General features: G+C 66.1%; 28 protein-coding genes. 13 read left to right on the forward strand and 15 right to left on the reverse strand.

Annotation, left to right across the window (positions count from 1 at the left end):
* The first annotated feature begins 32 nt into the window (after positions 1 to 32).
* Entirely contained in the window at positions 33 to 983 is a 951-nt protein-coding gene (purN, locus tag AC58EF_RS03885) for a phosphoribosylglycinamide formyltransferase (RefSeq protein ID WP_497274665.1), read from the forward strand.
* Between the two features lie 202 nt (positions 984 to 1185).
* Here the strand turns inward: purN and AC58EF_RS03890 are convergent, their stop codons facing one another.
* Positions 1186 to 2586 (reverse strand): OprO/OprP family phosphate-selective porin, encoded by a 1401-nt coding sequence (locus AC58EF_RS03890; protein WP_497274666.1) that lies wholly within the window; start codon positions 2584 to 2586, stop codon positions 1186 to 1188.
* Positions 2587 to 2727: 141 nt separating this feature from the next.
* Between AC58EF_RS03890 and AC58EF_RS03895 the strand changes: the two genes are divergently transcribed.
* Positions 2728 to 4224 carry an ABC transporter substrate-binding protein gene (locus AC58EF_RS03895; RefSeq protein ID WP_497274668.1) on the forward strand — a complete coding sequence of 499 codons (1497 nt, stop codon included), beginning with the start codon at positions 2728 to 2730 and terminating at the stop codon, positions 4222 to 4224.
* A gap of 18 nt (positions 4225 to 4242) precedes the next feature.
* Positions 4243 to 4665 carry a DUF4112 domain-containing protein gene (locus tag AC58EF_RS03900; protein ID WP_497274669.1) on the forward strand — a complete coding sequence of 141 codons (423 nt, stop codon included), beginning with the start codon at positions 4243 to 4245 and terminating at the stop codon, positions 4663 to 4665.
* Here the strand turns inward: AC58EF_RS03900 and AC58EF_RS03905 are convergent, their stop codons facing one another.
* Together AC58EF_RS03905 and nadC are read right to left on the reverse strand one after the other, a co-directional pair.
* Positions 4666 to 5493: a ribonuclease T2 family protein gene (locus AC58EF_RS03905; RefSeq protein WP_497274671.1), complete on the reverse strand. Its 828-nt coding sequence runs from the start codon at positions 5491 to 5493 to the stop codon at positions 4666 to 4668.
* Entirely contained in the window at positions 5486 to 6349 is an 864-nt protein-coding gene (gene nadC / locus AC58EF_RS03910) for a carboxylating nicotinate-nucleotide diphosphorylase (RefSeq protein WP_497274672.1), read from the reverse strand. The genes AC58EF_RS03905 and nadC overlap by 8 nt, the downstream gene beginning before the upstream one ends.
* Positions 6350 to 6436: 87 nt before the next feature.
* Here nadC and AC58EF_RS03915 point away from each other — a divergent pair, with 87 nt between their 5' ends.
* Together AC58EF_RS03915 and AC58EF_RS03920 are read left to right on the forward strand one after the other, a co-directional pair.
* Positions 6437 to 6769, forward strand: a complete 333-nt coding sequence (locus tag AC58EF_RS03915; protein ID WP_497274674.1) for an ArsR/SmtB family transcription factor — start codon at positions 6437 to 6439, stop codon at positions 6767 to 6769.
* Positions 6766 to 7251 (forward strand): SRPBCC domain-containing protein, encoded by a 486-nt coding sequence (locus AC58EF_RS03920; RefSeq protein ID WP_497274676.1) that lies wholly within the window; start codon positions 6766 to 6768, stop codon positions 7249 to 7251. Before AC58EF_RS03915 ends, AC58EF_RS03920 begins: the two co-directional genes overlap by 4 nt.
* A 177-nt stretch (positions 7252 to 7428) precedes the next feature.
* On the opposite strand, the gene nadA is transcribed toward AC58EF_RS03920, so the two are convergent.
* The 3 genes from nadA to AC58EF_RS03935 are packed head-to-tail and all read right to left on the reverse strand — an operon-like array spanning position 7429 to position 10042.
* The gene (gene nadA, locus AC58EF_RS03925) at positions 7429 to 8415 is read right to left on the reverse strand and encodes a quinolinate synthase NadA (protein WP_497274678.1); all 987 of its coding nucleotides are present in this window, start codon (positions 8413 to 8415) and stop codon (positions 7429 to 7431) included.
* A 44-nt stretch (positions 8416 to 8459) separates the two neighbouring features.
* Positions 8460 to 9179 carry a DUF4230 domain-containing protein gene (locus tag AC58EF_RS03930; protein WP_497274679.1) on the reverse strand — a complete coding sequence of 240 codons (720 nt, stop codon included), beginning with the start codon at positions 9177 to 9179 and terminating at the stop codon, positions 8460 to 8462.
* On the reverse strand, positions 9164 to 10042 hold the full coding sequence (locus AC58EF_RS03935; RefSeq protein WP_497274681.1) for an MBL fold metallo-hydrolase: 879 nt from the start codon (positions 10040 to 10042) through the stop codon (positions 9164 to 9166). Before AC58EF_RS03935 ends, AC58EF_RS03930 begins: the two co-directional genes overlap by 16 nt.
* A gap of 87 nt (positions 10043 to 10129) precedes the next feature.
* On the opposite strand from AC58EF_RS03935, the gene AC58EF_RS03940 reads away from it, so the two are divergent.
* Together AC58EF_RS03940 and AC58EF_RS03945 are read left to right on the forward strand one after the other, a co-directional pair.
* Positions 10130 to 11041 carry a tyrosine recombinase XerC gene (locus tag AC58EF_RS03940; protein ID WP_497274683.1) on the forward strand — a complete coding sequence of 304 codons (912 nt, stop codon included), beginning with the start codon at positions 10130 to 10132 and terminating at the stop codon, positions 11039 to 11041.
* A 67-nt stretch (positions 11042 to 11108) separates the two neighbouring features.
* Positions 11109 to 11396, forward strand: a complete 288-nt coding sequence (locus tag AC58EF_RS03945) for a hypothetical protein (RefSeq protein ID WP_497274684.1) — start codon at positions 11109 to 11111, stop codon at positions 11394 to 11396.
* 12 nt (positions 11397 to 11408) lie between these two features.
* Here AC58EF_RS03945 and AC58EF_RS03950 read toward each other — a convergent pair whose 3' ends face one another.
* The 4 genes from AC58EF_RS03950 to rsmI all read right to left on the reverse strand — a co-directional run bounded on the left by AC58EF_RS03950 (position 11409) and on the right by rsmI (position 14453).
* Complete coding sequence (locus AC58EF_RS03950) at positions 11409 to 12008, reverse strand: DedA family protein (RefSeq protein WP_497274686.1); 600 nt, start codon at positions 12006 to 12008, stop codon at positions 11409 to 11411.
* 118 nt (positions 12009 to 12126) lie between these two features.
* Positions 12127 to 13101 carry a glutathione synthase gene (gene gshB / locus AC58EF_RS03955; protein ID WP_497274687.1) on the reverse strand — a complete coding sequence of 325 codons (975 nt, stop codon included), beginning with the start codon at positions 13099 to 13101 and terminating at the stop codon, positions 12127 to 12129.
* A gap of 144 nt (positions 13102 to 13245) precedes the next feature.
* Positions 13246 to 13614 (reverse strand): YraN family protein, encoded by a 369-nt coding sequence (locus tag AC58EF_RS03960; protein WP_497274689.1) that lies wholly within the window; start codon positions 13612 to 13614, stop codon positions 13246 to 13248.
* Entirely contained in the window at positions 13611 to 14453 is an 843-nt protein-coding gene (gene rsmI / locus AC58EF_RS03965) for a 16S rRNA (cytidine(1402)-2'-O)-methyltransferase (protein WP_497274691.1), read from the reverse strand. The genes AC58EF_RS03960 and rsmI overlap by 4 nt, the downstream gene beginning before the upstream one ends.
* An 11-nt stretch (positions 14454 to 14464) precedes the next feature.
* On the opposite strand from rsmI, the gene AC58EF_RS03970 reads away from it, so the two are divergent.
* Together AC58EF_RS03970 and AC58EF_RS03975 are read left to right on the forward strand one after the other, a co-directional pair.
* Positions 14465 to 15670, forward strand: a complete 1206-nt coding sequence (locus AC58EF_RS03970) for a penicillin-binding protein activator (RefSeq protein WP_497274693.1) — start codon at positions 14465 to 14467, stop codon at positions 15668 to 15670.
* Between the two features lie 87 nt (positions 15671 to 15757).
* Positions 15758 to 16987, forward strand: coding sequence for a dicarboxylate/amino acid:cation symporter (locus AC58EF_RS03975; protein ID WP_497274695.1), 1230 nt, complete (start codon positions 15758 to 15760; stop codon positions 16985 to 16987).
* A gap of 29 nt (positions 16988 to 17016) precedes the next feature.
* On the opposite strand, the gene AC58EF_RS03980 is transcribed toward AC58EF_RS03975, so the two are convergent.
* The 5 genes from AC58EF_RS03980 to treA all read right to left on the reverse strand — a co-directional run bounded on the left by AC58EF_RS03980 (position 17017) and on the right by treA (position 22364).
* Complete coding sequence (locus AC58EF_RS03980; RefSeq protein ID WP_497274697.1) at positions 17017 to 17625, reverse strand: peptidylprolyl isomerase; 609 nt, start codon at positions 17623 to 17625, stop codon at positions 17017 to 17019.
* A 42-nt stretch (positions 17626 to 17667) separates the two neighbouring features.
* On the reverse strand, positions 17668 to 19068 hold the full coding sequence (dnaA, locus tag AC58EF_RS03985; protein WP_497274699.1) for a chromosomal replication initiator protein DnaA: 1401 nt from the start codon (positions 19066 to 19068) through the stop codon (positions 17668 to 17670).
* Positions 19069 to 19477: 409 nt separating this feature from the next.
* Positions 19478 to 19741, reverse strand: coding sequence for a 30S ribosomal protein S20 (gene rpsT / locus AC58EF_RS03990; protein WP_497274701.1), 264 nt, complete (start codon positions 19739 to 19741; stop codon positions 19478 to 19480).
* Between the two features lie 116 nt (positions 19742 to 19857).
* Positions 19858 to 20670, reverse strand: coding sequence for a bifunctional DNA-formamidopyrimidine glycosylase/DNA-(apurinic or apyrimidinic site) lyase (gene mutM / locus AC58EF_RS03995; protein ID WP_497274702.1), 813 nt, complete (start codon positions 20668 to 20670; stop codon positions 19858 to 19860).
* A gap of 17 nt (positions 20671 to 20687) precedes the next feature.
* Positions 20688 to 22364 carry an alpha,alpha-trehalase TreA gene (gene treA / locus AC58EF_RS04000; protein ID WP_497274704.1) on the reverse strand — a complete coding sequence of 559 codons (1677 nt, stop codon included), beginning with the start codon at positions 22362 to 22364 and terminating at the stop codon, positions 20688 to 20690.
* A 129-nt stretch (positions 22365 to 22493) separates the two neighbouring features.
* On the opposite strand from treA, the gene AC58EF_RS04005 reads away from it, so the two are divergent.
* The 4 genes from AC58EF_RS04005 to dut are packed head-to-tail and all read left to right on the forward strand — an operon-like array spanning position 22494 to position 26445.
* Positions 22494 to 23225 (forward strand): class I SAM-dependent methyltransferase, encoded by a 732-nt coding sequence (locus AC58EF_RS04005; protein ID WP_497274706.1) that lies wholly within the window; start codon positions 22494 to 22496, stop codon positions 23223 to 23225.
* Positions 23226 to 23232: 7 nt separating this feature from the next.
* A complete protein-coding gene (gene ubiB, locus AC58EF_RS04010) occupies positions 23233 to 24774 on the forward strand; it encodes a 2-polyprenylphenol 6-hydroxylase (RefSeq protein ID WP_497274708.1) in 1542 nt (513 codons plus the stop codon).
* Entirely contained in the window at positions 24771 to 26015 is a 1245-nt protein-coding gene (gene coaBC, locus AC58EF_RS04015) for a bifunctional phosphopantothenoylcysteine decarboxylase/phosphopantothenate--cysteine ligase CoaBC (RefSeq protein WP_497274710.1), read from the forward strand. Before ubiB ends, coaBC begins: the two co-directional genes overlap by 4 nt.
* Complete coding sequence (gene dut, locus AC58EF_RS04020) at positions 25990 to 26445, forward strand: dUTP diphosphatase (RefSeq protein WP_497274712.1); 456 nt, start codon at positions 25990 to 25992, stop codon at positions 26443 to 26445. The genes coaBC and dut overlap by 26 nt, the downstream gene beginning before the upstream one ends.

Consider the following 26445-nt stretch of genomic DNA (forward strand, 5'->3'; position numbering starts at 1 on the left):
GACCCCTCCCGCAAGTGGGAGGGGAGTTCTCCATGCAAAAGGCAAAAGTCGGCGTCCTGATTTCCGGGCGCGGGTCGAACATGGCGGCTTTGCTCTACGCGGCGAAGGCTGAAGGCTGCCCCTATGAGATCGTGCTGGTCGCCGCCAACGATCCTGACGCCCCCGGCCTGGCGCTCGCCGCCGCCGAAGGGATTGCGACCTTCGGCCAAAGTCACAAGGGCATGAAGCGCGCCGCGTTCGACAGGATCATCGACGCGCAATTGCGCAAGGCCGGCGCCCAATATGTCGCGCTCGCCGGCTATATGCGCCTGCTCTCGCCGGAGTTCGTCGGGGCATGGGACAACCGGATGCTCAACATCCACCCCAGCCTGCTGCCCAAATATAAAGGCCTCGACACCCACAGCCGAGCGATCGACGCGGGCGATGCCCAGGCGGGCTGCTCGGTCCATATCGTCACCGCCGAACTGGACGACGGCCCGGTCCTCGCCCAGACCCCGGTGGCGATCCTGCCCGGCGACACCCCCGACAGCCTCGCCGCCCGCATCCTGATCGCCGAGCATCAGCTCTATTCGCGCACCCTCGCCGACTTCGTCACGCGCGAACGCCAGCCCGACTGGCTGCTCAACAAGGTGCGCGAAGCCGCGCTCGCCCTGCCGCAGGCGGACGAGATTCTCTCCCACGGTATGCCCTGCTTCGGCATCGTCAAGGGCAAGAAATTCGCCTATTTCACCCGCGACCATCATGGCGACGGCATCATCGCCGTCCTCGTCAAGACCACCGCGCCGGAGGAACAGGCGACCCTGATCGAGGCCGACCCCGACCGCTATTATCGCCCGGCCTATTTCGGCAATGACTGGGTCGGCATTCGCCTTGACCTGGGCGACACCGACTGGGACCATGTGGCGGAACGGCTGCACGCCAGCTGGCGCCAGATCGCGCCCAGAAAGCTGCTGGGCCTGATGGACATCGCCGACCAGTTTTAGAGTGATTTCGAAGCAGATGGAATCTGCTGCTGGCTCGGAGCCGAAGGCCGGCGTAGCTAGAGTATGATGACTTCACATTGATCCACCCCGTCATTGCGAGCGCAGCGAAGCAATCCACTGGATCTCCGATGGATTGCTTCGCTGCGCTCGCAATGACGATTCAAGAAAATGTCATCCCGCTCTAAAGGCGGCGCCTCTGTCGTCAGAAATCCAGTTCCGCGCGCCAGCCGACCACGTCCACGCCATAGTCGTTCCTGCCCCCGGCCAGGATCGCCGCGTCCGTATAGTCGAGATGCGCATAGTTGATGTTGAAGCGCAGAAATTCGACCGGCGTCCAGACGAGCGCGGCGATGATGCCGTTCTGCGTGCCGCCGATGATATCCTTGTCGTTGAGGCTGAGATAGTCATAGCGCAAGGTTGCCTGCAACGCGCCCCAGCCGCCCCCGCCGACCGGACGGTCGGGCTTCACGATGCCGAAAATGCCGTTCTTGTAGCCGCGGCTTTCGCCGGTCAGCACATAGCCGACCTCGCCATAGCCGCCGAAGAAGGTCGGATCGGCCAGACCCGGCCGCGACACGCGCAGCCAGTGCGCCTCGCCCGCCCACCAGAGGGAGCCGCGCTGCCCCGCCAACTCCAGTCCATAATGGCTTTCGCCGTCGGCCGGGATATTGGGTGTCGCCAGGAAACGGCTGTTGGCGGTGTGGAGATAGGCGCGCTGGCGGTAACGCTGCGGATTTTCGCTCAGCCGCTGGAAATCGCGCCAATGACCCGACAGGCCGAAATGTAGCTGGGTCTTGCCGAGCTTGGGCGCCAGCACGAGGCGGCCGTCGACGCCATAGCTGTTATTCTCGTCCCCGCCATCGGCGCCGTCCGAATCATTGGTCAGCGAATCGGCGCTGTCGGAGAAGACGCCCGCCTGCACCAGCAGGATGCCGGACCGATATTGTGCCGAGAGGCCCAGCCGCCGCTCGAAACCGAAAGCGTCTGTGAAGGCCGCGCGCTCCATCACCGCGCCGCCGGTGTCGCTGATCAGTTCGTCCAGCGACTGGAAGCCATTGTGATTGCCCAACGTAACCAGCCACGGCCCCTTCTCATAGGTGATGAAGGTGTCGACCAGATCGACGCTGTTATCCGACAGTTCCAATTCCAGCTTGTAGCCAAAGCCGCCGCCCAACTGGCCCTCTCCCCCCAAGCGCAGGCGACGCAGTTCGTTGGAATAGCCCTTGGCCCGGTCGTTCACGCTGTCGGGAGTCATCAGCAGGCCGGCATCATATTGAATGCGGCCCTTGACGTGGAAGCTGGCCGCCCCTTTCGTGAAGACCGGGCCACCTTTCCAGCTCACGACGGTATCGCCTGCAGGCTTGACCTGCGCGACCTGAGCCGGCGTGCCGGATGCAGGCGGCGGTGGCGCGGTTCCGCTCTGGGAGGCCGGCGATGCACTGTTCAGCCGCGCTTCCAGCCGATCGACCTGTGCCTTGAGCGCCGCGACCTGTGCGCGCAGGGCATCGGCCTCGGCTGCGCTCATGGCCTGGGCGGCCGCGGGCAGGGGCACCAGCGCCAGCGCCAGCGCGGCGCCGGCGTCCAGTCGAAATCGGAGGGTCATCAGCATTTTTTTCATTTCGGCGACGCAAATATGAACTTTATGTTACATAACAGAGTATTTTGAATGTAAGTTTTATGACATACTCCAGCGACTGATCCCCGGTTGGCGACGCAGCGATGACGGGCTAATCCTGTCGGCGACATGGGCGGCATATCTTTCTTCTTGCGTCGCGGCCGACGCGCCCTGCTGATCGGCGGCATCTTCCTCGGCGCGTCGCTGTCCGGCTGCTCCAGCGAAGGGAGCGGCCCGGTGGTCGTGAGCGTCGTCGGCGACCGCGATGATTTCGCGAAACCCCTGCTCAATCTGCCCGATCCCGCCGCCAAGCTGATGCTGGAAAGCACGGCGCAGGGGCTGGTCGCGTTCGACGGCGGCGGCGACATCGTGCCGGCCCTGGCCCAGCGGTGGATCGTCGAGGATGACGGGCGCAGCTATATCTTCCGCCTGCGCCGCGCCTTCTGGGCCGATGGCAGCCGCCTCACCGCGCCCGATGTCGCCCGCCTCCTGATGGCGCGGATCGTCTCGCTGCGGCGATTCGACCCGGACGGGCCGCTCGACGCGGTGCAGACGGTCGTCCCCATGACCGGCGAGGTGATCGAGATCAAGCTGGCCGCCGCGCGCCCCTTCATGCTCCAGATGCTGGCCCAGCCGCAGATGGGCGTGCTGTCGCGGGAGGGCGGCACCGGCCCCTATCGCCGCGCCCAATATGGCAAGGCGCTGTTGCTGACCCCGATCGACCGGTCGAGCGGCGACGATGAATCGGCCGAAGGCCCGGTCCCGCCATCGCAACTGCGGATCGTGCGCAGCGAGCGCGCAGCGCTCGCCATCATCCGCTTCCGCCGGGGGCAGGCGGCGCTGATGCTGGGCGGGCGCTTCGCCGACCTGCCGCTGCTCGTTCCCGCCGGGGTCGATCGGGGCGCTGTGCGAGTCGATCCGGTGCAGGGGCTGATGGGCCTGACAGTGGTGGGCGACAGCAAGCTGCTGGGCGACGACAATGTGCGCGCCGCGATCAACATGGCGATCGACCGCAGCCAGTTGCCGGCCCTGTTTCCGCTAGGCGGATGGGCGACGACCGAGCAGATCGTCCCCTCGCAACTCGACCTAGGCCGCAACCCCACGCTACCCGCCTGGAGCAACATGGCGATGGACGAACGGCGCGGTCAGGCCAGCGCCACCATCACCCGCTGGAGATCGGACAATGGCGCGCCGCCGCCGCTGCGCATCGCTCTGCCCGACGGACCCGGCGCGACCCTGCTCTTCGCCATGCTGCGGCGCGACCTTGCGGCCGTCGGCCTCGATGCCCGTCGCGTCGATATGCGCGCGGATGCGGATCTGCGGCTGATCGACGAAGTGGCACCCTATGACAGCGCGCTCTGGTATCTGGGCCGGGTCGGCTGCGCACGCAAGGTGCATTGCAGCGATGCTGCAGACATCCAGCTCCAGGCCGCGAGCCTCGCCAGCTCGACAGAGGAACGGACGGCCCGCATCGCCCAGGCCGAAGCGCTGATGCAGGCGCATAATGGCTATATCGCGCTGGGCGCGCCGGTGCGCTGGGCGCTGGTGTCGAAACGGCTGACCGGCTTCCTGCCTTCGCCCCGCGCGCGCCACCCATTGAACCATCTCTTCCGCCGCCCCAATTAAGGTGGAAGGAGACAGTTGATGGCGCTTTCGCAGGACCAGTTTGATCGCATCGTGCGGGACATGCCCGGCTTCGGCCGCGACCCCACCTCGGTCCGGCGCCGGGTCGAGGCGATGGAGGCAGTGCTGGAGGGATTGTTCGTTATCCCCGGCACCAATCGCCGCGTCGGCGTCGACAGCCTGATCGGCCTGGTCCCGGTGGTCGGCGACATCGCCACCGCCGCGATGGGCGCCTGGATCGTGTGGGAAGCCCGGAATCTGGGTATGTCCAAATGGCAGATCGCGCGCATGGCCACCAATGTCGGCGTCGACACGCTGGTCGGCGCCATCCCCTTTGCCGGCGATATCTTCGACTTTCTCTACAAGTCGAACACGAAGAACCTGCGGATCATCCGCAAGCATCTCGACCGCCACCATCCCTCGACAGTGACGATCGACGGCTGATCAGGGGGGCGTGCCTTCAGTGGGCGGCTGGGCATTGGGATCAAGGTTGAGGAACAGGCCCGGCTCGCGCTGGGGCGTGGGCGTCGATGCGGGGCGGCGCGGATTGGCGATGCGCGGCCCCGGCTCGATCCGTAGATAGGCGCTGTCGGGCGCCCCGCCCTGATGCGCCGGGCACCGGGTGAATTCCAGCGCCCGGTCCATGCACAGCCACACTTCGCTCAGCCAGTTGCCGCGCGTGGTGGTGACGCGCAGCATATCCGCCTTCAGCCCCTTGTTGGCGCGCGCGAAAGCATCGGCGAACTGGCCGACCGTCAACGTCCTGCGCCGCGCCAGCGCCCCCATGTCGGGGTAGCGCAGCGACTGGTAGAAGGCGCGCGACAGGTTGAAATAGAGTTCCGGCTTCGTCGTCATGCAGGTGCCATGTTTGGCCCATTCATGCTGGATCAGTTGGGGCGACGGCGTGGTGCAGAGATTCTGCCGAATCACCGCGCGCGGGACGAGATCGGCCGGGCGGCAATATTGCGGCCATTCCTTGCCATAGCCATCGGGCCACAGGCCATGCAAAGTAAAACCGAACTTGCCCGCCCTGCCCCCGCACTGGAGGCTGCCCCGATCCCGCACGGTCGAACAATATTGCGGCGACCAGCTGATCGCCAGCGTATAGCTGCCGATCGGCAGGACGCGCCTTGGCTCCTTGGCGGTCGGTCCTTCGGCCTGCGGCCGGGCGATCTGCGCGGGCATGTGGCACTGCGCCGACTGGGCGAGCGCCCCGCCGGGCGCGGCGATCAGGGCGAGGACGAAGGCTGGGACGATAAGCGGCTTAGGCATAAGCGAAATCCAGTCCGATATCGGCGGCGGGAGCGGATTGGGTGAGGCGGCCGACGCTGATATAGGTGACGCCGGTTTCGGCCTTGGCGCGGATCGTGTCGAGCGTGACGCCGCCCGACGCCTCGGTCGGCACACGGCCGTCGACCAGAGTGACCGCGCCGCGCAGCGTGGGCGCGTCCATATTGTCAAGCAGCAGATGCGTCGCGCCCGCCGCCAGCGCCGGTTCGATCTGATCGACCCGATCGACCTCGACAATGATGCGCTCCACGCCTGCCGCCACGGCCCGACGCACGGCTTCTTCGACCGATCCGGCGACGGCGACATGATTGTCCTTGATCATCGCCGCGTCCCACAGGCCCATGCGATGGTTGGTCGCGCCGCCCATGCGCGTCGCATATTTCTCCAGCAGGCGCAGCCCCGGAATGGTCTTGCGCGTGTCGAGCAAGGTCGCGCCGGTGCCGAGGATCGCATCGACATAGGCGCGGGTCATGGTGGCGATGCCGGTCAGATGCTGGACGGTGTTGAGCGCCGAGCGCTCCGCCGTCAGCATCGCCCGCGCCCTGCCCCTGATGCGCATCAGGTCGGTGCCCGCCGCGACGCGATCGCCATCCCGGTGCAGCAGTTCGATCTCCACATCCGGGTCGAGCGCCCGAAAGAAGGCGACGGCAATCGGCAGGCCGGCCAGCGTCACCGCGTCCCGGCTGTCCATCACCCCGTCGAAAACCGCGTCGGCGGGGATCACCGCCTCGCTGGTGACGTCGCGCCCGTCGGGGCCAAGATCTTCGGCGAGGGTGGCGGCCACGAAGGCGTCGAGGTCGAAGCCGGGCAGCGAAATTGTCTGAGAATCACGGGTCATCGCCATGCGATGTGGCACAGTCGCGGGACTGTTGACACCCCTTCCAACATTATATAGCTAAATGTCTATATAGATGGAGAGCGATATTTGACCGCGGAGCAACTGGACCGGATTTTCAGCGCGCTTGCCGATCCCACGCGCCGGGCCATCCTTTCGCGCCTGGCGCAGGGTGAGACGACGGTGAACGCGCTGGTCGAACCGTCCGGTCTCAGCCAGCCGACCGTGTCGAAACATCTCAAGATATTGGAGCAGGCGGGCCTCGTGTCGCGCGGGCGCGCAGCGCAGACCCGCCCGGTCCGGCTGGAGGCCGTGCCGCTCGCCGCCGCCGCCCGGTGGATCGATCATTACAAGGCCTTCTGGACCGCCAGCTATGATCAACTCGATGACTATCTACAGGATCTGAAAGGAGAGGACGCATGAGCGACGAATCCGAAACTGCCCGTGCCATCACCATCACCCGCCTGATCGACGCCCCCGCGCATCTGGTCTTCGCCGCCCATGCCGATCCGGTGCATGTGAAGCGCTGGTTCGGCCCGGTCGGTTGGCCGCTCAGCAAATGCGAGATGGATTTCCGCGTCGGCGGGCGCTTCCGCTTCCAGATGACCAGCGACGCGGGCGAGCCGGGGCCACCTTTTGGCGGCACCTATCTGGAAATCGTCCCGAACGCGCGCATCCGTTACGACAACAGCTTTGAAGCGCCCGGATCGCCGGTGATGGTGACGACGCTCAGTTTCGAGGAGGATGCGGAAGGCCGCACCCTGCTGACCCACCACACCGTCTTCGAAAGCCAGGCGGTGCGGGACGAATATCGCGGCCTTGGCTTTACGGAAGGCACCGGCTCCAGCCTCGACCTGCTGGCCGACGAGGTGCGCGAGATGGTGGCGGAAATGGGCGGGGGGTGAGCGCTCCCCGAATCATATGAAGACAGGAGCGTTCAACAAAAAGCCGTTCGGGCTGAGCCTGTCGAAGCCTTGCTCTTCTTTTCAAGAAAGAAGAGCCCCCTTCGACTGCCTGCCAAGGCAGGCGCTCAGGACAGGCTTCGACGAGCTCAGGGCGAACGGAGATAAGATGCTTCCGCCTCAGCGCGCGCCCACGTCCCCCTGCCCCACTGTGCCGCTCGCCATTTCAAGCATCTTGTCGAGGCTCTTCTTCGCGGCGATGCGCAGCGTTTCGTCCATCTCGATGCGCGGCTGCAGGTCGCGCAGGGCGAGATACAGCTTCTCCATCGTGTTGAGCGCCATATAGGGGCAGATGTTGCAGTTGCAGTTGCCGTCCGCGCCGGGCGCGCCGATAAAATGCTTCTCCGGCACCGCCTTTTCCATCTGGTGGATGATGTGCGGTTCGGTCGCGACGATCAGCGTGTCGCCGGGCATGGTCTTGGCGAAATCGAGGATGCCGCTGGTCGACCCGACATAGTCGGCATGGTCGACGATATAGGGCGGACATTCTGGATGCGCGGCGACCGGGGCGTCAGGGTGCTGGGCCTTGAGCTTCAGCAATTCGGTTTCGCTGAACGCCTCATGCACGATGCACACGCCCGGCCACAGCAGCATGTCGCGGCCCAGCTTGCGCTTCAGATAGCCGCCCAGATGCTTGTCGGGGCCGAAGATGATTTTCTGCTCCTTGGGAATCTGCGCCAGGATTTTTTCCGCCGACGAAGATGTCACGATGATGTCGCTGAGCGCCTTCACCTCCGCCGAGCAGTTGATGTAGCTCAAGGCGATATGATCGGGATGCGCCTCGCGAAACGCCTTGAACTGGGCGGGCGGGCAGGAATCTTCCAGAGAGCAGCCTGCGTCCATGTCCGGCAGCACGACGATCTTTTCGGGCGACAGGATCTTCGCGGTTTCCGCCATGAAGCGCACCCCGCAAAAGGCGATGACATCCGCGTCCGTCTCCGCCGCCTTGCGCGACAGTTCGAGCGAGTCGCCGACAAAGTCGGACAAATCCTGAATTTCGGGCGACTGATAATAATGGCCCAGGATGACGGCGTTGCGCTCCTTGCGCAGGCGATCGATTTCCGCTCGCAGGTCCGTGCCCTGCGGAATACCGGTGAATGCGTTCATACCCTGTAACTCCTCGGTCCCATATCTGGCCCTTTGCGCGCGCCCTAGCGCTGCTGCCGCTTGTTGGCCAGTACCTCGTTGATGGGCGTGGTGACGTCCCATCGGTCGCGTCTGTCGTCCTTGCGTTCCGGCGGGAAGGTGACGAGCACGCGCACGTCGCCATAGCCCATCGCGCCCAGCGGCGCGGCCATGATCTTTCCGATAGCCGCGCGGCCATATTCGCGCGCCTGCGCCATGCGCTCGGGCGACCGGGCCGACGTTTCGGCCCGCGCCTGCGCATGGACCGAGGTGCGGCGGCTCAGTTCCTCGCCCGCCTCGCGCGTCACGAACAGGCCGCTGGTGCGAACCAGCGTCCGGCGCGCCTCGTCCAGATTGGGCTTGCCCGGCTTCACGTCCGGCGCGTTGACGATCAGCGTCCGGCTTTTTTCGTCCCACTCCAGATCGCGCGCGGTCAGCCCGCCCAGATCGATATAATAGTCGACCGAATAAGGCATCTTCACCACCTGATCGGACTTGAGCCAGCCAAAGCCGCGCACATCGCGCGCCGTGCTCTGGATCGTGCCGTTCAGTTGCGAGACGCGCAGGCTGGCCGATCCTGCGATCTTCTCCGCGATGATCTTCGTCACCGCCGACCCGTCATCCTCGACCGTCACGACATAGTCGCGATTATAGCGCTGCCAGCCGACCAGCATCGCCGCGCCGACCGCGAGGATCAGCAGCGCCAGCAGGACCGGCCCGCCATAGCGCCTCAACGCATCTGCCATCGCCCGTCCCCGGTCGGCGCGGCCAGGCCGCGGCCATCCAGATCGATGAGATGCGCCAGAACGGATCGGCCCGCCGCCGCATAGAGGCGCGGATCGACGCCCTTATACATCTCGGCAACCATGTCGGGAATCGCGCTCTGGCCGTTGCGCTCGAGGAAACGCAATATCTGCCCCTCGCGCTGTTTGCGATGGCCCATCATGCCGCGCACCAGCCGCTGCGGATTGTCGACCGGATCGCCATGCGCCGGATAATAGACGCTGTCGTCGCGATCGAGCAGACGCTGCATGGACCGCATATAGGCGGTCATGTCGCCGTCGGGCGGCGAGATCACGCTGGTCGACCAGCCCATCACATGATCGCCGGTGAACAGCGCCCTTTCCTCCAACAAGGCGAAGCAGAGATGATTCGACGTATGGCCGGGCGTCGCGACGGCCTCCAGCGTCCAGTCCGGTCCCTTCACCTGCTCGCCATCGGCCAGAATGCGATCGGGGCGATAATCGGCATCGAAGGCGGCGTCGGCGCGCGGGCCGTCATCGTCCAGCGTCAGTGGCGCGCAACCGACGACCGGCGCGCCGGTCGCTTGCGCCAGTGGGCGCGCGGCGGGACTATGATCGCGATGGGTATGGGTGCACAGGATGGCGAGCACCGGCCGCCCGGCGATCGCGGCGTCCAGCGCGGCGAGATGCTCGGCATCGTCCGGGCCGGGATCGATGACGGCGACAGCCTCGGCGCCCACCACATAGGTCTGCGTGCCTGTGTAGGTGAAGGGCGACGGATTGGGCGCCAGCACGCGAGCCACCTGAGGGCTGAGCGGCATCAGGATTCCGGTCGGCAGCGCGGCCGGATCGAAAGGGGTAGCCATGCTCCCCATGTGCCCATTTCGGCGTAGATTTCAAGGGCCGGCCACGATCACCTGTCCTATCCTTCCCGGCTCTGATAGGCTCCTTCCATGTCTATTGCGCAGCCTCGTCCGACCGCGCCGCTCCCCGAACGCTGGCGCGAGCATCTTGCTCTCGATCGGCGGCGGTCGGCGCATACGGTGCGGGCCTATGTCGCGACGGCGGAGCGGCTGCTCGCCTTTCTGGAGGCGCATCGCGGCGGACCCGTCGGCGCCACGATCCTGGCGCAGCTTGAGCAGGCCGATTTGCGCGCCTTCCTCACCAGCCGACGGATGGACGGGATCGGCAATCTGTCGGCGGCACGCGAATTGTCGGCGGTGCGCGGCTTCCTGAAGTTCGTCGGCGGCGACGAGGCGCGGGTGCCGCAGCTCAAGGGACCACGGGTGAAGCGCGGCCTGCCCCGCCCCGTCTCCCCCGACGAAGCGGTGGCGCTGGCCGAGGATATCGCCGAAACCGCGCGTGAGGGCTGGATCGGCGCGCGCGACTGGGCGGTGCTGCTGCTGCTCTATGGCGCGGGCCTGCGCATCGGCGAGGCGATGGGGCTGAAGGGCGACATCCTGCCGCTCGGCGAAACGCTGCGCGTCACCGGCAAACGCGGCAAGACGCGCATCGTCCCTCTACTGCCGCAGGTCCGGCAAGCGATCGGAACCTATGTCGACCAGTGCCCCTATCCACCGGCGCGCGACGAGCCTTTGTTCCGCGGCGCGCGCGGCGGACCGCTGTCCTCCGCCCTCATCCGCCGCGCGGTGCAGGGCGCGCGCGGGCGGCTGGGCCTGTCGGAGCGGACGACGCCGCACGCGCTGCGCCACAGTTTCGCGACACATTTGCTGGGGCGCGGCGCGGACCTGCGATCGCTCCAGGAACTGCTGGGCCATGCCAGCCTGTCCTCGACGCAAATCTACACCCAGGTTGACGCCGCCCACCTGCTCGACATTTATCGCAACGCCCATCCGCGCGCCTGAAAAAGCCACGAAAACGCCCTATTCACCAACCAGCCTGCGCGTCCCTCCGGTCGAAGGGAATGCGATGATGCTGCATCTGATCCTGGCCCTACAGAGTATAAGCGGACCCGATATCCCGCCTGACTTCGACCTTCGGAAGGTAAACCCCTCCCCGGACGCCAACGCCATCGTCGTCACCGCGCGCCGGCAGAGCCAGCGGATCGAACGCGAACCGGCAAGCGATGAACCGCCGCTGGGCCGCGCGGAGATCGGCCTGTTCGGCGAAGCCAAGGCAAACCTGCATGTCGAAAATCATGAGCTGGGCGCCGCTGGAAGTTCGCAGCGGGTGATGGTGGGGGTGAAGATTCCCTTCTGAGCCTTTGCAGGATCAGCCGCGCGGCCGCCAGGTCGCCAGCCGCCAGAGATAGAGGATCACCGCGCCGATGACGCAGGCCGTGGCGGCGGGGCCGACATATTTGTCGATGTCGTGGAAATTCTGCCCCAGCAGATAGCCGGCATAGGCCAGGATGACGTTCCAGATCAGCGCCCCGCCCGCGGTCCAGAGCAGGAAGCGGACATGCCCCATGCGGAACAGGCCGGCCGGCAGGGATATCATCGTGCGGAAGGCGGGCATGAAGCGGAAGACGAAGACGACGATCTGGCCATATTTGCCGAAAATATGGTCGAGCGCCTCGACATCGCGCCATTCCAGCGTCGCCCAGCGGCCATAGCGGTCCACCAGCGGTTTCAGCCGATGGAAGCCCAGCACATGGCCGACCAGATACCAGACATAATTGCCGATGGTGGTACCCAGCGTGCCCGCGAGCAGCAGCCACTCCATCGCCATCCTGCCCTGCCCGACGCGAATGCCGCCAATCCCCATGATGAGTTCGGACGGGATCGGCGGGAAGACATTTTCAAGGATCATCAGGAAGAAGATGCCCCAATAGCCGCCGGCGTCGATCAGGCGGAGAACCCAGTCGGTCATGACTGCCCCTCCCCTCTTCCGTCATCCCAGCGCGGGCTGAGATCCCCCTTTTCTTTATCGCCTTGAAAAGAAGAGAGATGCCAGCATTCGCTGGCATGACGGAGGCTGGGCATTGGGATCAGGCCGCCGCCCGCTGCGCCAGCCGCGCGTCGATCGCATCCCAGATCATGCCGCCAGTGTCGGTGCCGTCGAATGCGTCAATGGACACGATCCCGGTGGGCGAGGTCACGTTGATTTCGGTCAGCCATTCGCCGCCGATCACGTCGATGCCGACGAAGAGCAGACCGCGCGCCTTCAATTCCGGTCCCATCGCCGCGCAGATTTCACGCTCCTTCTCAGTCAGCTCGGTCTTCGCCGCCGATCCGCCGACCGCCAGGTTGGAACGGATTTCGCCCTGGCCGGGAATGCGGTTGACCGCGCCCGCGACTTCGCCGTCGACCAGCACGATGCGCTTGTCGCCTTCCGCGACGCCGGGGATAAAGGCCTGGACCATGAAAGGTTCGACCCACGACGCCTTGAACAGTTCCACCAGCGCGGACAGGTTCGATCCCCGGGAATCGACATGGAAGACCGCGTTGCCGGCATTGCCGTAAAGCGGCTTCACCACGATCTCGCCATGCTCGACCAGGAAGCCCCGCACCTGCGCCAGGTCGCGGGTGATCATCGTCGGCGGCATGAAGCGCGCATAGTCGAGCACGAACAGTTTTTCCGGCGCGTTGCGGACGCTGGCCGGATCGTTCACCACCAGCGTCTCGGCCTGCACCCGCTCCAGCAAATGGGTGGCGGTGATGTAGCTGAGGTCAAAGGGCGGGTCCTGCCGCATCAGCACGACATCGACGTCGCGGCCCAGATCCAGCATCTCCGGCTCGCCAAAGGCAAAATGATCGCCATCGACCTTCTGCACCTTCACCGGCCGCGCTTTTGCCAGCACGCGGCCGCCGGACAGGGTCAGGTCGGGCGCCAGATAATGGTAGAGCCTGTGTCCCCGCGCCTGTCCTGCCAGCATGATGTGAAAGGTCGAATCGCCTCCGATCTTGATGCCCTCCATCGGGTCCATCTGCACGGCGACGGTCAGGGGATTGAGTATGGTCATGCGTATCTTTCCCTTAGACCGTTCGGTTCGAGCAGCTTCGAGCTTGTCGAGAAGCGTCTGTCGAGAACGCTTTCTCGACTTCGGTTCTCGGCTTCGCTCGAACCTCCGCTCGAAACGAACGGGATTGATTGATGGGGCAGATAATCACCCCCCATGCCAGACATTGGCCAGATGGCGTGGCGGGCGGCCGGGCGCAAGGAGGATGACGTCGATTCGCATGTCGTCGCCCGGTTTCGCCAGATCATGCCACAGGATTTCCGCCGCCGCCGCGACCCGCGCCAGCCGGCGTTCGTCGATGGCAAGGTCCAGCTCCGCCGTCGAACCGCGCGCCTTCACCTCGACGAAAGCCAGCATCGCGCCGCGCCGGGCGACCAGATCGACCTCCCCCGCCGGGGTGCGCAGCCGGCGACCGACAATCTGCCAGCCCTTGAGACGCAACCACCAGGCGGCGATACGCTCGGCCTGCCGCCCGCGCCTTTCCGCCGCCAGCTTTCCGGCAGAGGATGGCTTCATCCCTTGAGTTCCATCGCCCGGTCGTAGAGGGCGCGGCGGTCGAGGCCGAATTTCTTCGCCACCTCGCCTGCCGCCTTGGACATGGGCAGGCGCGCCATCGCCTCCAGCAGCGCCGCGTCGGCATCCTCGGCGCTGGGCGGCGGGGCTTCGCCGGGGGGACCGACGATCACGACGATCTCGCCCTTGGGCGGGGCGTCGGCATAGCGGGCGGACAGTTGGGTGAGCGTTCCGCAAGCCGTTTCCTCGAACGCCTTGCTGATCTCGCGACTGACGGCGGCTTCCCGGTCGCCCAGATGGGCGGCCATGGCAGACAGGCTGTCCGACAGACGCGGGCCGCTTTCGTAGAAGACGAAGGTCGCGCGCAGCGCCGCCACCTCGTCCAGCACGTCGCCGCGCGCCTTCGCCTTGTTCGGCAGGAAGCCCATGAAGAGGAAACGGTCGGTCGGCAGCCCGGAAAGCGTCAGCGCCGCGATCGCCGCGCTGGGTCCGGGCAGGGTCGTGATCTTGCGCCCCGCCGCGCGCGCATCGCGCACCAGTTTATAGCCCGGATCGGAGATGAGCGGCGTCCCCGCATCGGATAGCAAAGCGACCGATTCGCCCGCCATCCGCTCGATCAGCCGCTGGCGGACATTTTCGGCGCTATGGTCATGATAGGGAATCATCGGCCGGTCCGATCCGGCATGGCGCAGCAACCGTGCGCTCACCCGTGTATCTTCCACGGCGATCACATCGGCCAGCCGCAAGACTTCGGCCCCGCGCGGCGTAAGGTCTCCGAGGTTGCCGATCGGCCCAGCCACGATATAAAGCCCCGGTTCAAGCCCTGAATTTCGAGTTTCCATAAGGACGCCAGATGACAGAGACGGATGCCCCCCGGCAAGCAGATGTGTTCGCCGCAGTGAAAAGGGGCGCGCGGATCGCCTTCATGGGGGCGGCGCTGTTCCTTGCCGCCTGTCAGTCGATCGTGCCCAAGGGGCCGGCGCCGACCACGCCCACCGGCCCGACCCAGCCGACCGGCCCGGACGTGACACAGGGCCTGCCGACCGACACGACGCGCCATCGCGTCGCGCTGCTGGTGCCGATGAGCGGTCCCAATGCCGGGGTCGGCCAGTCGATCGCCAACGCCACCACGCTGGCGCTGCTCGACACCAAAACCGACAAGGTGCGCATCACCACCTATGATACCGCACTGGGCGCAGCGGCGGCGGTGAACAAGGCGCTGGCGGAAGGCAACCGCCTGATCCTCGGCCCGCTCCTCGCCGAAGACGCCCGCGTGATCGGACCGATCGCGGCGCGCGCCAATGTGCCAGTGATCAGTTTTTCCAACGACGCCAGCATCGCGGGCGGCGGCGTCTACATCATGGGTTACAACCCCAACCAGTCGATCGAGCGTGTGGTCGGCTTCGCCCGCGAAAAGGGGTTGAGCAATTTCGGCGCACTGGTGCCGCGCGGCACCTATGGCGAGCGCGCGGGCAATGCGATGCTGCGCGCGGTCGAGCAGGCTGGCGGCACCGTTGTGTCGATGCAGAGCTTCGACCGGTCGCCCGCGTCGATCACGGCCGCGGTCAAGAAATTGCAGGCATCCTCCAGCTATGACGCACTGCTGATCGCGGACAGCGGCCGGGTGGCGTTGCAGGTCGCGCCGATCGTTCGCAAGAATGGCGGGGCGACCGCGCGGCTGCTGGGTACCGAACTGTGGAATACCGACACGGCGCTGGCGGCAAGCCCCGTGCTGCGCGGCGCCTGGTTCGCCAGTGTCTCCGATACGCTCTATCGCCAGCTTGCGACCAAATATCGCGCCCGCTACGGCAATGCGCCCTTCCGCCTCTCGTCGCTGGGTTATGACGCCGTGCTGCTGACGGTGCGGATCGCGCAGGACTGGAAGCCCGGCACCCCCTTCCCCAATGCGCGGCTGCGCGATGCGGGGGGCTTTTCCGGCATCGACGGCGCCTTCCGCTTCAACCGCACCGGTGTCGCCGAACGCGCGCTGGAGGTGAATGAGGTAGGCGCGGGCGCAATCAGCGTGATCGACGCCGCGCCGCGCGGGTTCGGCGAATAAAGCCCTGTTCTTCAAGGGACATGGCGGCATAGACTGGACTGGTCCGTTTCGGGGAGCGAAGCGGACCAGGAAAGGGGTAAGCCATCCATGTCCTTGACCGTCCGCATCCTGATCGCCCTCCTCGCGGGGCTGGCCAGCGGCATTGCGCTGGCCGAATGGGGCGGCGCTTGGACGGGCGACTGGGTCGCGGTTGCCCAGCCGATCGGCAAGGCCTGGCTCAACGGGCTGCAAATGCCGCTGATCCCGCTGATCTTCGCCCTGCTCGTGACCGGCATCGCCCAGGCGGCGACCACCGCGCGCAGCAACGGCATGGCCGGGCGCGCGATCGGCCTGTTCGCGATCCTGCTGCTCGCCTCCTCCTGCGTCGCGGCGCTCATCGGACCGCTGATGCTACACCTCTGGCCAGTGCCCGAGGGGGCGGTCGGCGCGCTGGCCGGGGCCGGGCCGGTGACGGACGTGCCCGACATGCGCCCGTCGGCCGAATGGCTGCTCGGCTTCATCCCGGTCAATCCGCTGAAGTCCGCCGCCGACGGGCAGGTGGTCGCGGTCGTGCTGTTCGCGCTGATATTCGGCTTCGCCGTCACGCGCATCGCGGAGGATCGCCGCGCGCAACTGACCGGCCTGTTCCAGTCGCTGGCCGACGCGCTGCTGCTGGTGGTGAATTGGGTGCTGTGGCTGGCGCCGATCGGCGTCTTCGCGCTGGCGCTGGTCGCGGGCGCGCGGTCGGGCCTGGCGACCGCCGGGGCGCTGCTCCACTATATCGGCTTCATCGTGCTGATCTGCGTGACGGTGACGCTGCTCGTCTATCCGCTGGTCGTGCTCCTCGGGAAAATATCACCGGGCCGATTCGCGCGCGCCGCTTTCCCAGCGCAGGCCATCGCCTTCTCGACGCAAAGCTCGATCGCCTCGCTCCCCGCGATGATCCAGGCTTGCGACGGTCCGCTCCAGGTGCGGGAAACCAGCCGCAGCGTCGTCCTGCCGCTCGCCATCTCGCTGTTCCGCATCACCAGCCCGCCCGCCAATCTGGGCGTCGCCCTCTATGTCGCGGCGATGAACGGCGTGGCGCTGGGACCGACGCAGATCATCATGGGCGTGTTGGTCGCGGCGATCGTCAGCCTGGCGGCGGTCGGCCTGCCCGGACAGATCACCTATTTCACCACCACCGGTCCCATCTGCCTCGCCATGGGCGTGCCGGTGGAGGCGCTGCCGCTGCTGCTGGCGGTGGAGACGGTGCCCGACATCTTCCGTACCGTCGGCAATGTCACCGCCGACATGGCGACGACGCGGATCATCGATCGGGGATATAGCGATAGATAAGAGACTTTCGAATTGTCATCGCTACATGATTAGGGAATCCGGCGCGCCGTCACTATCCTGACCGGCGCTTCCAGCATCTGTCCCTTCATCACGCCTTCGCCCTTGGTCGGGGACTTGGGCGCGACCAGGATCACCTTCACCACGTCCAGCCCCTCGACCACATGGGCAAAGACGGCGAAGCCCTGATTGTCGCCCGCAGCCTCAGGATGGGCGTCCATCGCCGGCATCTTGCCCAGCACCACGAAGAAATCCCCGGTCGCGCTGCCCGGCGCATAGCGCGCCATCGACAGCGCGCCGTCATCATGGGTGAGGCCGGTCTGCGTCGTCGGCTCATGTTGGATGGGAGGAAGAATCCGCTTGGGATCATTCTGCGCGCCGCCCTGCACGAAGCCATAGTCCGCCGCACCGACGCCGCGATAGAAGGCCGTGCCGTCGAACCGCTTCTGGTCGACATATTTGAGGAAATTGCCCGCAGTGACCGGCGCCTTGTCCGTGTGGACGGCAATGACGATCCGGCCCTTGTCGGTTTCCATCGCCACACGCACGTCGACGGGATTGGGCGTGGCCGATTCTGTTTGCGCCAGCGCGGGGGACAGGGTCAGGACGGCAAGGAGTAAAAGGAAAAGCTGGCGAATCATATCGCCAGCCTAACCTATCGTGCGTCCAGCGCCAGTGGCGCGTCAGCCTTCGAGCTGGCGCAGCAGCGCGCGCACGTCCGCGTCCATGTCGGGGTTGCTTTCGCGCAAGGCCTCGATCGTCTTCACGGCATGAATGACGGTGCTATGATCGCGACCGCCGAAGATGCGGCCGATTTCGGGCAACGACCGGGGCGTCATCTTCTTGGCGAGATACATGGCCACCTGGCGCGGGCGGGCAACGGCGCGGGCACGGCGCTTGGAGCGCATCTCGGCCGGATCGATCTTGAAATGAGCGGCGCAGACCTTTTGGATTTCGTCCACGGTGATGCGGCGGGCATTGGCGCGCACCGCATCGGCCAGCATCTGCTGCGCGAAGTCGAGGTCGATCGAGCGGCCGGTCAGCTGGCCATAGGCGACCAGCTTGTTAAAGGCGCCTTCCAGCTCGCGCACGTTCGAACGGATCGAGCGGGCGAGGAAATCGATCACTGCGTCGGGCACCGGCGGATCGCCCGCGACGGCGCGCTTCGATTCGAGGATGGCGAGGCGCAGGTCGAGATCGGCGGGGCGAATGTCCGCGACCAGACCGCCCGCCAGACGCGACAGGATGCGCGCGTCGATCGCTTCGAGCAGTTGCGGCGCCCGGTCGGCGGTCACGACGATTCGCGCGCCCGTGTCGATCAGGTCGTTGATCGTGTGCAGGAACTCCTCCTGCGTCGATCCCTTCCCGGCGATGAACTGGATATCGTCGATCAGCAGCAGCCGCGCCGCGCGCAGCCGCGCCTTGAACGCCATCGTCTCGTTGGCCCGCATCGCATTGACGAATTCCACCATGAAGCGCTCGGCCGACATATAGAGCACCGGCTCCGAGGGCGAATGGGTGGAGAAGGCCGCCGCGATCGCGTGCAGCAGGTGCGTCTTGCCCTGGCCGGTGGCGCCGTGGATGAAGAGCGGGGTAAAGCGCGGCTGCGCCTCGCCCGCCATCGCCTGCGCGGCGGAGAAGGCGAGCCGATTGGTTTCGCCGACAACGAAGTCGACAAATGCGTGACGTGGCTGAAAATTGGAAGCGACGCGCGCTTCGACCGGCGCGGCGACCGCCGGCTCGGCCTGCACCACTTCCAGCAGGCGTGGTCCGGTGGCGTCGGGGGCGCGGCGAACGCGCACTTCGCGCACGCCGACGCCGGCGCCGCGCCACGCCATGCGCAGCCGATCGCCGAAATGGCCGGACACGAAATTGGCGCTGAAGTCGGTTGCGACGAACAGGTCGAGCGTCTGCGATTCGGGGCAATAGTCGCCAAGGCGGGCGGGCTTGAGCCACTGGTCGAACAGGCGCGCGCCCAGATCGCGGCGCAGGCCCGCACGGATGGCAGTCCAGGCAGACTCCAGGCCGGAAGCATCCTGCACATCCACTGCCTGCCGTCCGACCACTGCTGCCTTGTCCTTCATTGCTTAATCGACCCCCCGATCTCATCGGTTCACACGGCGCAAGCATGGCTGTGCGGGAAAGCGCCTGCTTCCCCGGTCCTCTTGCATCGTCTGACCTAATGACGGCCGCCGGAAATCGATTCGATTGGCAGCCGGACGATCAAAATAGACAAGCCCGCTTCACCGGATCAAGGGCGTCACGGTTCAAAAAAATGAAATAAAGACATTGACTCAGCAAACCCGCGGAAAAGTCAGGATGGTTAAATTATCTTTGTATTTCAATGCATTATTTTTTCATTTTTGTGGTGCAGCGCGTCGAATCGCAGGAATTGCGCGGCTGTCAAAAATGACGGCGCCGTGAAGGAACGATGAAAAGCCCGCTCCGGCGATCCGAAGCGGGCTTTCAATCTTGGATTAGTTTGGAAGAGGCTTAGGCGATCGCGCTGACGGCCTTGGTCAGGCGGCCGAACTTGCGTGCAGCGGTATTCTTGTGCAGCACACCGCGGGCGACGCCCCGAGCCAGTTCGGGCTGAACGGTCTGCAGCGCCGTGGTGGCAGCTGCCTTGTCACCGGCGATGATGGCGGCTTCCACCTTCTTCACCAGGGTGCGGATCCGGCTGATGCGGGCGCCATTGATCGCGGCGCGGCGCTCATTGCGACGGATGCGCTTCTTGGCTTGCGGCGTATTGGCCATTCTATTCCTCGGTTCTCGTCAAATCTCGGGAAGAGGCCCGCCGAACTGCCGACATGCCTCGTGAAGGAGCGCCCCTTACAGAGTATCGGGGCAGGCGTCAACGGATTCGGGGTCCGTTATTTCTGGCATTTCGGGCAGAAGAAGGTCGATCGGCCGCCTGTCATGTGGCGCTGGACGGTGCCGCCGCACGGGCACGACTCGCCTTCGCGGCCGTAGACACGCCATTGTTTCGAAAAATAGCCCAGTTCCCCATCGGGCCGCGCATAATCGCGCAGGGTGGAGCCGCCCGCGACGATGGCGGCGGACAGCACTGCGCGAATCGCCTCCACCAGCAGCGTCAGGCGCGGGCGGCCGATCTTCCCCGCCGACCGAGTCGGCGCGATGCCCGCCATGTTGAGCGCCTCGCACACATAGATGTTACCAAGGCCCGCCACGATCCGCTGGTCGAGCAGCGCCGCCTTGATCGACGTCGCCTTGCCCTTGAGCGCGGCGGCAAGACGGGCGGCGTCGAAATCCGGCCCCAGCGGCTCCGGCCCCATGCGGGCGAAGGGGGCATAGGCGGTCCACGCATCCGATCGCACCAGATCGAGCGAACCAAATCGGCGCGGGTCGTTGAGCGAGAGGAGATGGCCGTGGCCGGTTTCCAGCAGCAGATGGTCGTGCGCGCCAATCTCCGCCGGGTCGATCCGCCAGCGGCCCGACATGCCGAGATGGAAGATCATCATGTCGCCGCGGTCGGTTTCGATCAGGCCATATTTGGCGCGGCGCGAAAGGCCCGTCACCGTCGCCCCGGTCAGCCTCTGGCGCAGATCGACGGGAATCGGAAAGCGCAGGTCGGCGCGGCGCGGCTCGACCCGCGTCAGCACGCGCCCCTCCAGGACGGAGCGCAGGCCGGCGACGGTGGTTTCGACTTCGGGAAGTTCGGGCATGACGCTCCCTGTAAACGTTAGGGGGCCGTGGCGACAGGGGTGCCGAATGCACCGTTCGCGTCGAACGGATGGGGCGCATCCGGGTTCAGGTCGGGCCAGCGTTCGATCAGGGCGCGGGTGACGCCGTTGGTCCAGCCGAACCCGTCCTGCAAGGCATATTCGCCGCCGCCGCCGGACTTGCGCGCCTCGACATCATATTTCTCCAGCATCTTGCCGGTTTCCCGATAGGCTGCGTCGACCGTGCCGATCCAGCGGCGGGCAATGTCCCTGGCAAGCGCCTCATGGCCGGTGCGCGCCAGTCCCTCGACCGCGACCCATTGCAGCGGCGCCCAGCCATTGGGGCTGTCCCATTGCTGGCCGCTGGCGATGCGGGTGGTGCGCAGGCCACCCTCCCCCAGCAATTGCGCCTTGGTGAGATGCGCGACGGCCGCGGCCTGTCTGCGGTCGGCAAGGCCGACGAAGAGGGGGAAGAGGGTGGCGGCGGACAGGACGGACGTCGCCTTGCCAGCCTGCCTGTCCCAGTCGCCATAGCGGCCTTCGCCCGGCTGCCAGAGCCAGCGGTCGATCGCCCGGCCCCGCGCCGTCGCCAGCGCATCGAACCGCCGGGCACAGGCAGCGTCCCCAGCGCTCGCACAGCGGCGCGCGATGCTGCGCTCCAGCGACCAGAGCAGGCTGTTGAGATCCACCGGCACCATGTCGGTGGTGCGGATGGTCGACAGGCGCGCGGGATCGTCCAGCCATCGCGACGAGAAATCCCAGCCGCTCTCTGCGCCCGCGCGCAGATGGCGATAGATGTCGGCAGCCGGGCGATTGCTCTGCCGCGCGGTGGCGACATCCTCCGCCCAGCTTTCGTCACGCGGCCCCGGCCGGTCATCCCAATAGCGGTTGAGCAGCGCCCCATCGGGCATCCGCACAACGCGCCGGGCGGCTGCACCCTTCGCCAGTCCTTTCGCGCCGCGCATCCAGAAGTCGTGCTCGGCGCGAAGCGCGGCTAGGTGGCGGGGATCGTCGGGCCTGCTGGTGAGATCGACCATCAGCGCCAGGAAAGGCGGCTGCGACCGCCCCAGATAATAAGTGCGCGTGCCATTGGGGATGAAGCCGTAACGGTCGATCAGGCTTTCGAAATCGGTGAGCATCGAATCGATGAGATGCTGTTGCCCGTCGGCCTTGAGGCCCAGCATGGTGAAATAGCTGTCCCAATAATAGATTTCGCGGAAGCGGCCGCCCGGCACGACATAGGGCGCGGGCAGGGCGAGCGCGGACGATCCGGGCGGCGGATCGAGCGCCGGGCGCGTCAGTTGCGGCCAGAGCGCCTTGATATGGCCGAGCAGGCTCCGCGCTTCCGCCGCCCCTTCCCCCGGCACGTCGAAATGGCGAAGGACGAAATGGCGAAGGGCCGCGCCCTGCGGCCGTTCGCGCCGATAGGTTTCGAGGATGGCGGCGGGATCGCCTTTCGGCACCGCGTCGGCGAAGCTCTTGCCGTCGGGGAAAAGCTTGTCGCGCTGCACCGCCTCGAACAAGGGTCCGTAAATCTGCTGCGGGCCGGGCGGCGGCGCGGCTTGCGCCATGCAGAGCAGGGTGGCAAGGGCGACGAGGACAGGACGGCGCAAGATACAAGCTCCCCCAACAAGGATCAGCGAGGGAATGGATGACGCGGGCGAAACGTTCCCGGCCCTTCTCCTTCGCGCTGGCATGGCGCGGGAACAGCCTGGCAGCATCTCGCAGCCCAAAGCCCAAGCCCATTGCCGGTTTTTTCGTTTTCGCATCGCTTTTGCGCAAAACCGGTTCCCACTTTTGCGCGCGATGCTCTAGAGCGCTTTGCCATGAACGAAACAGCATCCTTCGGCTATCGCGACGTCGATGCCGCTGAAAAGGCGGGCATGGTCCGCGCGGTCTTCTCCAATGTCGCGGCCAAATATGATCTGATGAACGACGCCATGTCCGGCGGCGCGCATCGCCTGTGGAAGGATCAGTTCGTGCGCCGGGTAAAGCCGCGCGCGGGCGAGCAGATACTCGACATGGCGGGCGGCACCGGCGACATCGCCTTTCGGATGCAACGCCATGGCGCGCATGTCACCGTGTCGGACATCAATCCTGAAATGCTGGCCGTGGGCGTCGAGCGGGCGCAGAAAAAGGGCTATGAGGGGCTGATCTGGTCGGAGCAAAATGCCGAGGAACTGACCTTCGGCGACCGGGAATTCGATGCCTATACGATCGCCTTCGGCATCCGCAACGTCACCCATATCGACAAGGCGCTGCGCGAGGCGCATCGCGTGCTCAAATATGGCGGTCGCTTCTTCTGCCTTGAATTTTCCACCACCACCTGGCCGGGCTTCTCCGACGTCTATGACGTCTATTCGCATCGGCTGGTGCCGCAACTGGGCAAGCTGTTCGCCAATGACGCGGATAGTTACCGCTACCTCATCGAATCAATCCGCCGCTTTCCGCCCATGCCCAAGTTCGAGGGCATGATTCGCGAAGCCGGTTTCGTGAACACAAAGGTCGAACCGATATTGGGCGGGCTGGTCGCCATCCACAGCGGGTGGAAGATCTGAAACCGGCATGACCGCGCATATCACGCATCTCTGGCGCCTCGTGAAATGGGGGCGCACGCTGGCGCGGCATGGCGCGCTCACGGGCATCGAACGCGATCCGCTCACACCTTCGCCGGTGCGGCGGCTGGTGCGCGTCGCCCGTTTCGGCGCGCGCGTGCCCAAGCAGCCGCGCTATGCCGACGCCTTCCAGTCCATCGGACCGGCCGCGATCAAGCTGGGCCAGACGCTTGCGACCCGCCCCGATCTGGTCGGTGAAGAAGCGGCGAACGACCTGCTGCGCCTGCAGGACGCCCTGCCCCCCGTCCCGTTCGAGACGATTCGGGCGCAGATCGAGCAGAGCTTCGGCCGCCCGCTCGATGCGCTCTATCGGAGCTTCGATGAGGTGCCGGTCGGCGCCGCCTCGATCGCGCAGGTGCATCGCGCCATCACCACCGACGGGCGCGACGTTGCGGTCAAGGTGATCCGCCCCGGCGTGATCGCCCAGTTCAACCGGGACATCCAGACCTATGAGTGGGCGGCCGCCCATGTCGAGCAGCTGGGCGGCGAACTCGCCCGTCTGCGCCCGCGCCTGGTCATTGCCAATATGAAGCGCTGGACCGCGCGCGAACTGGACCTGCGGCGCGAGGCGGCGTCCGCCTCCGAACTCAGCGAGGCGATGGAGGCAATGCCCGGATATCGCGTTCCCGCCATCGACTGGGACCGGACGACCGGCAAGATCATGACGATGGAATGGATCGATGGCATCAAGATTTCCGATCGCGATGCGCTGATCGCGGCGGGCCATGACGTCAAGGACCTGGCCGCGCGTCTGGTCAACGCCTTCCTGCGGCAGGCGATCGCCGAGGGATTTTTCCACGCCGACATGCACCAGGGAAACCTGTTCGTGACGGCCAGCGGCGACATCGTCGCGATCGACTTCGGCATCATGGGCCGGATCGACCGGCGCGCGCGCATGTGGCTGGCGGAGATTCTCTACGGCCTCATCACAGGCAACTATAAGCGCGTCGCGGAAATCCATTTCGAGGCGCAATATGTGCCCGGCCATCATAATGTCGAGGAATTCGCCACCGCCCTGCGTGCGGTCGGCGAGCCAATGCGCGGCAAGCCGGTGCGCGAATTGTCGGTCGGCGGGATGCTGGACGGGCTGTTCGCCATCACCCGCGACTTCGACATGCAGACCCAGCCGCATCTGCTCCTGCTCCAGAAGACGATGGTGATGGTGGAGGGCGTGGCGACCGCGCTCGACCCCGACATCAACCTGTGGGAAACGAGCGGCCCCTATGTGAAGGGCTGGCTGCGCGACGAACTGGGGCCGGAGGCGAAGGCCGCGGACACGCTGATCGAAAACTGGCGCACACTCCAGCGCCTGCCCGGTCTGGTCCGCCGGATCGAGGAGGCCTTCCCCGAAAAGGGCGGCGCTCCGCCCCCACCGCCCCTGACCGAGGTGAAGCTGATGCGCGTGGGCGGCGGCTGGCGCTATGCGGCGGTGGCGGCGATTGCGGCGGCGACTGGTGCGCTCGGCTCGGCGCTCCTACATCTGCATCTATGACACAGCGCGTCCTCCTTATCGTCTCGGGCGGCATTGCCGCCTACAAGTCGCTCGAACTGGTTCGGCTGCTCCGCAAGCGCGGCATCGCGGTGCGGGCGGTGCTGACGGAGAGTGCGGAGAAATTCGTGACGCCGCTCAGCCTCGGCGTGCTGACCGAGGATCATGTCTATGGCGACATGTTCGACCTGAAGGAAGAACGCGAGATCGGGCATATCCAGCTCAGCCGTCAGGCCGATCTGGTGGTGGTGGCGCCCGCGACCGCCAACATCCTCGCCAAGATGGCGAACGGCATTGCCGACAATCTGGCGACGACCCTGCTGCTCGCCACCGACAAGCCGGTGCTGGCCGTGCCCGCGATGAACGTGCGCATGTGGCATCACAAGGCGACCCAGCGCAATTTGGAGCGGCTCCATGCCGACGGTGTCCATATATTGGAGCCGGATGACGGCGAGATGGCCTGCGGCGAATATGGCAAGGGCCGCCTGCCCGAACCGGAGGCGATCGCGGCGGAGATCGCGCGGCTGCTGGCCCTGCCCAAGCGCCCGGACCCGCTGGCGGACCAGCCCGATTTCGCGGGCGACGCGCTGTCGTTGGCGGGCAGGCATATCCTGATTACCGCCGGGCCGACGCATGAGCCGATCGACCCGGTGCGCTACATCGCCAATCGATCGTCGGGCAAGCAGGGCTTCGCGATCGCCGCCGCCGCCGCGCGGGCCGGCGCGCGGGTGACACTGGTGGCGGGGCCGGTGCATCTTCCCACCCCGACCGGCGTCGATCGTATCGATGTCGAAACCGCGCGCGAGATGCTGGCCGCCGTCGAGAGCGCCCTGCCCGCCGACGCCGCGATGATGGTCGCCGCCGTCGCCGACTGGCGCACCGCCGACGCCGCCGACCAGAAGCTGAAGAAGGATGGATCGGGTCAGCCCGCCCCGCTCGCCCTGGTCGAAAATCCCGATATTCTCGCGACGCTGGGCCGTCATGCGCAGCGCCCCGCCCTGCTGGTCGGCTTCGCCGCCGAGACGCAGAAGATCGCCGAACATGCACAGGCCAAGCTGGCGAAGAAGGGCGCGGACTGGATCGTCGCCAACGACGTGTCCGGTGACGTCATGGGGGGCGACGCCAACGCCGTGCAGATCGTCACCGCCGCCGGCATCGACAGCTGGCCGGTCCTGCCCAAGGATCAGGTCGCCACCAAACTCATCGAAAAGGTTGCCCATGCCCTCGCCTCTCGCTCCCATTGAAATCAAGCTGAAGCGCCTGCCCCATGGCGAGGGGTTGCCGGTGCCCGTCTATGCCACCGCCCATGCAGCGGGGATGGACGTGGTGTCGGCGGAGGAACTGGTGCTGGCTCCCGGCGGCCGCCATGCGGTGGCGACCGGCTTCGCCATGGCGATCCCCGAAGGCTATGAGGTGCAGGTGCGCCCCCGCTCCGGCCTCGCGCTCAAACATGGCATCAGCCTGCCCAATACGCCCGGCACGATCGACGCCGACTATCGCGGCGAGCTGAAGATCATTCTCATCAACCTGGGCGATGCGCCTTTCCCGATCCAGCGCGGCGACCGCATCGCCCAGCTGGTGGTGGCGCCGGTGCAGCTTGCCAGTTTCGCGGAAGTCGATAATCTCGACGACACCGCCCGTGGACAGGGCGGCTTCGGTTCGACGGGAGTGTGA

The sequence above is a fragment of the Sphingobium sp. WR1 genome (assembly GCF_059693745.1).

Bases quoted from the DNA above. Each gene is read 5' to 3' on its own strand.
- AC58EF_RS03920 (WP_497274676.1), top strand. From the start codon at position 6,766: ATGAGCGACGAATCCGAAACTGCCCGTGCCATCACCATCACCCGCCTG.
- AC58EF_RS03940 (WP_497274683.1), top strand. From the start codon at position 10,130: ATGTCTATTGCGCAGCCTCGTCCGACCGCGCCGCTCCCCGAACGCTGG.
- gshB (WP_497274687.1), bottom strand. From the start codon at position 13,101: ATGACCATACTCAATCCCCTGACCGTCGCCGTGCAGATGGACCCGATG.
- dut (WP_497274712.1), top strand. From the start codon at position 25,990: ATGCCCTCGCCTCTCGCTCCCATTGAAATCAAGCTGAAGCGCCTGCCC.
- AC58EF_RS04005 (WP_497274706.1), top strand. From the start codon at position 22,494: ATGAACGAAACAGCATCCTTCGGCTATCGCGACGTCGATGCCGCTGAA.
- ubiB (WP_497274708.1), top strand. From the start codon at position 23,233: ATGACCGCGCATATCACGCATCTCTGGCGCCTCGTGAAATGGGGGCGC.
- AC58EF_RS03960 (WP_497274689.1), bottom strand. From the start codon at position 13,614: ATGAAGCCATCCTCTGCCGGAAAGCTGGCGGCGGAAAGGCGCGGGCGG.
- nadC (WP_497274672.1), bottom strand. From the start codon at position 6,349: ATGACCCGTGATTCTCAGACAATTTCGCTGCCCGGCTTCGACCTCGAC.
- AC58EF_RS03980 (WP_497274697.1), bottom strand. From the start codon at position 17,625: ATGATTCGCCAGCTTTTCCTTTTACTCCTTGCCGTCCTGACCCTGTCC.
- dnaA (WP_497274699.1), bottom strand. From the start codon at position 19,068: ATGAAGGACAAGGCAGCAGTGGTCGGACGGCAGGCAGTGGATGTGCAG.
- AC58EF_RS03930 (WP_497274679.1), bottom strand. From the start codon at position 9,179: ATGGCAGATGCGTTGAGGCGCTATGGCGGGCCGGTCCTGCTGGCGCTG.
- coaBC (WP_497274710.1), top strand. From the start codon at position 24,771: ATGACACAGCGCGTCCTCCTTATCGTCTCGGGCGGCATTGCCGCCTAC.
- rsmI (WP_497274691.1), bottom strand. From the start codon at position 14,453: ATGGAAACTCGAAATTCAGGGCTTGAACCGGGGCTTTATATCGTGGCT.
- AC58EF_RS03975 (WP_497274695.1), top strand. From the start codon at position 15,758: ATGTCCTTGACCGTCCGCATCCTGATCGCCCTCCTCGCGGGGCTGGCC.
- AC58EF_RS03935 (WP_497274681.1), bottom strand. From the start codon at position 10,042: ATGGCTACCCCTTTCGATCCGGCCGCGCTGCCGACCGGAATCCTGATG.
- treA (WP_497274704.1), bottom strand. From the start codon at position 22,364: ATGCCAGCGCGAAGGAGAAGGGCCGGGAACGTTTCGCCCGCGTCATCC.
- rpsT (WP_497274701.1), bottom strand. From the start codon at position 19,741: ATGGCCAATACGCCGCAAGCCAAGAAGCGCATCCGTCGCAATGAGCGC.
- mutM (WP_497274702.1), bottom strand. From the start codon at position 20,670: ATGCCCGAACTTCCCGAAGTCGAAACCACCGTCGCCGGCCTGCGCTCC.
- purN (WP_497274665.1), top strand. From the start codon at position 33: ATGCAAAAGGCAAAAGTCGGCGTCCTGATTTCCGGGCGCGGGTCGAAC.
- AC58EF_RS03900 (WP_497274669.1), top strand. From the start codon at position 4,243: ATGGCGCTTTCGCAGGACCAGTTTGATCGCATCGTGCGGGACATGCCC.
- AC58EF_RS03950 (WP_497274686.1), bottom strand. From the start codon at position 12,008: ATGACCGACTGGGTTCTCCGCCTGATCGACGCCGGCGGCTATTGGGGC.
- AC58EF_RS03945 (WP_497274684.1), top strand. From the start codon at position 11,109: ATGCTGCATCTGATCCTGGCCCTACAGAGTATAAGCGGACCCGATATC.
- AC58EF_RS03890 (WP_497274666.1), bottom strand. From the start codon at position 2,586: ATGACCCTCCGATTTCGACTGGACGCCGGCGCCGCGCTGGCGCTGGCG.
- nadA (WP_497274678.1), bottom strand. From the start codon at position 8,415: ATGAACGCATTCACCGGTATTCCGCAGGGCACGGACCTGCGAGCGGAA.
- AC58EF_RS03895 (WP_497274668.1), top strand. From the start codon at position 2,728: ATGGGCGGCATATCTTTCTTCTTGCGTCGCGGCCGACGCGCCCTGCTG.
- AC58EF_RS03905 (WP_497274671.1), bottom strand. From the start codon at position 5,493: ATGCCTAAGCCGCTTATCGTCCCAGCCTTCGTCCTCGCCCTGATCGCC.
- AC58EF_RS03970 (WP_497274693.1), top strand. From the start codon at position 14,465: ATGACAGAGACGGATGCCCCCCGGCAAGCAGATGTGTTCGCCGCAGTG.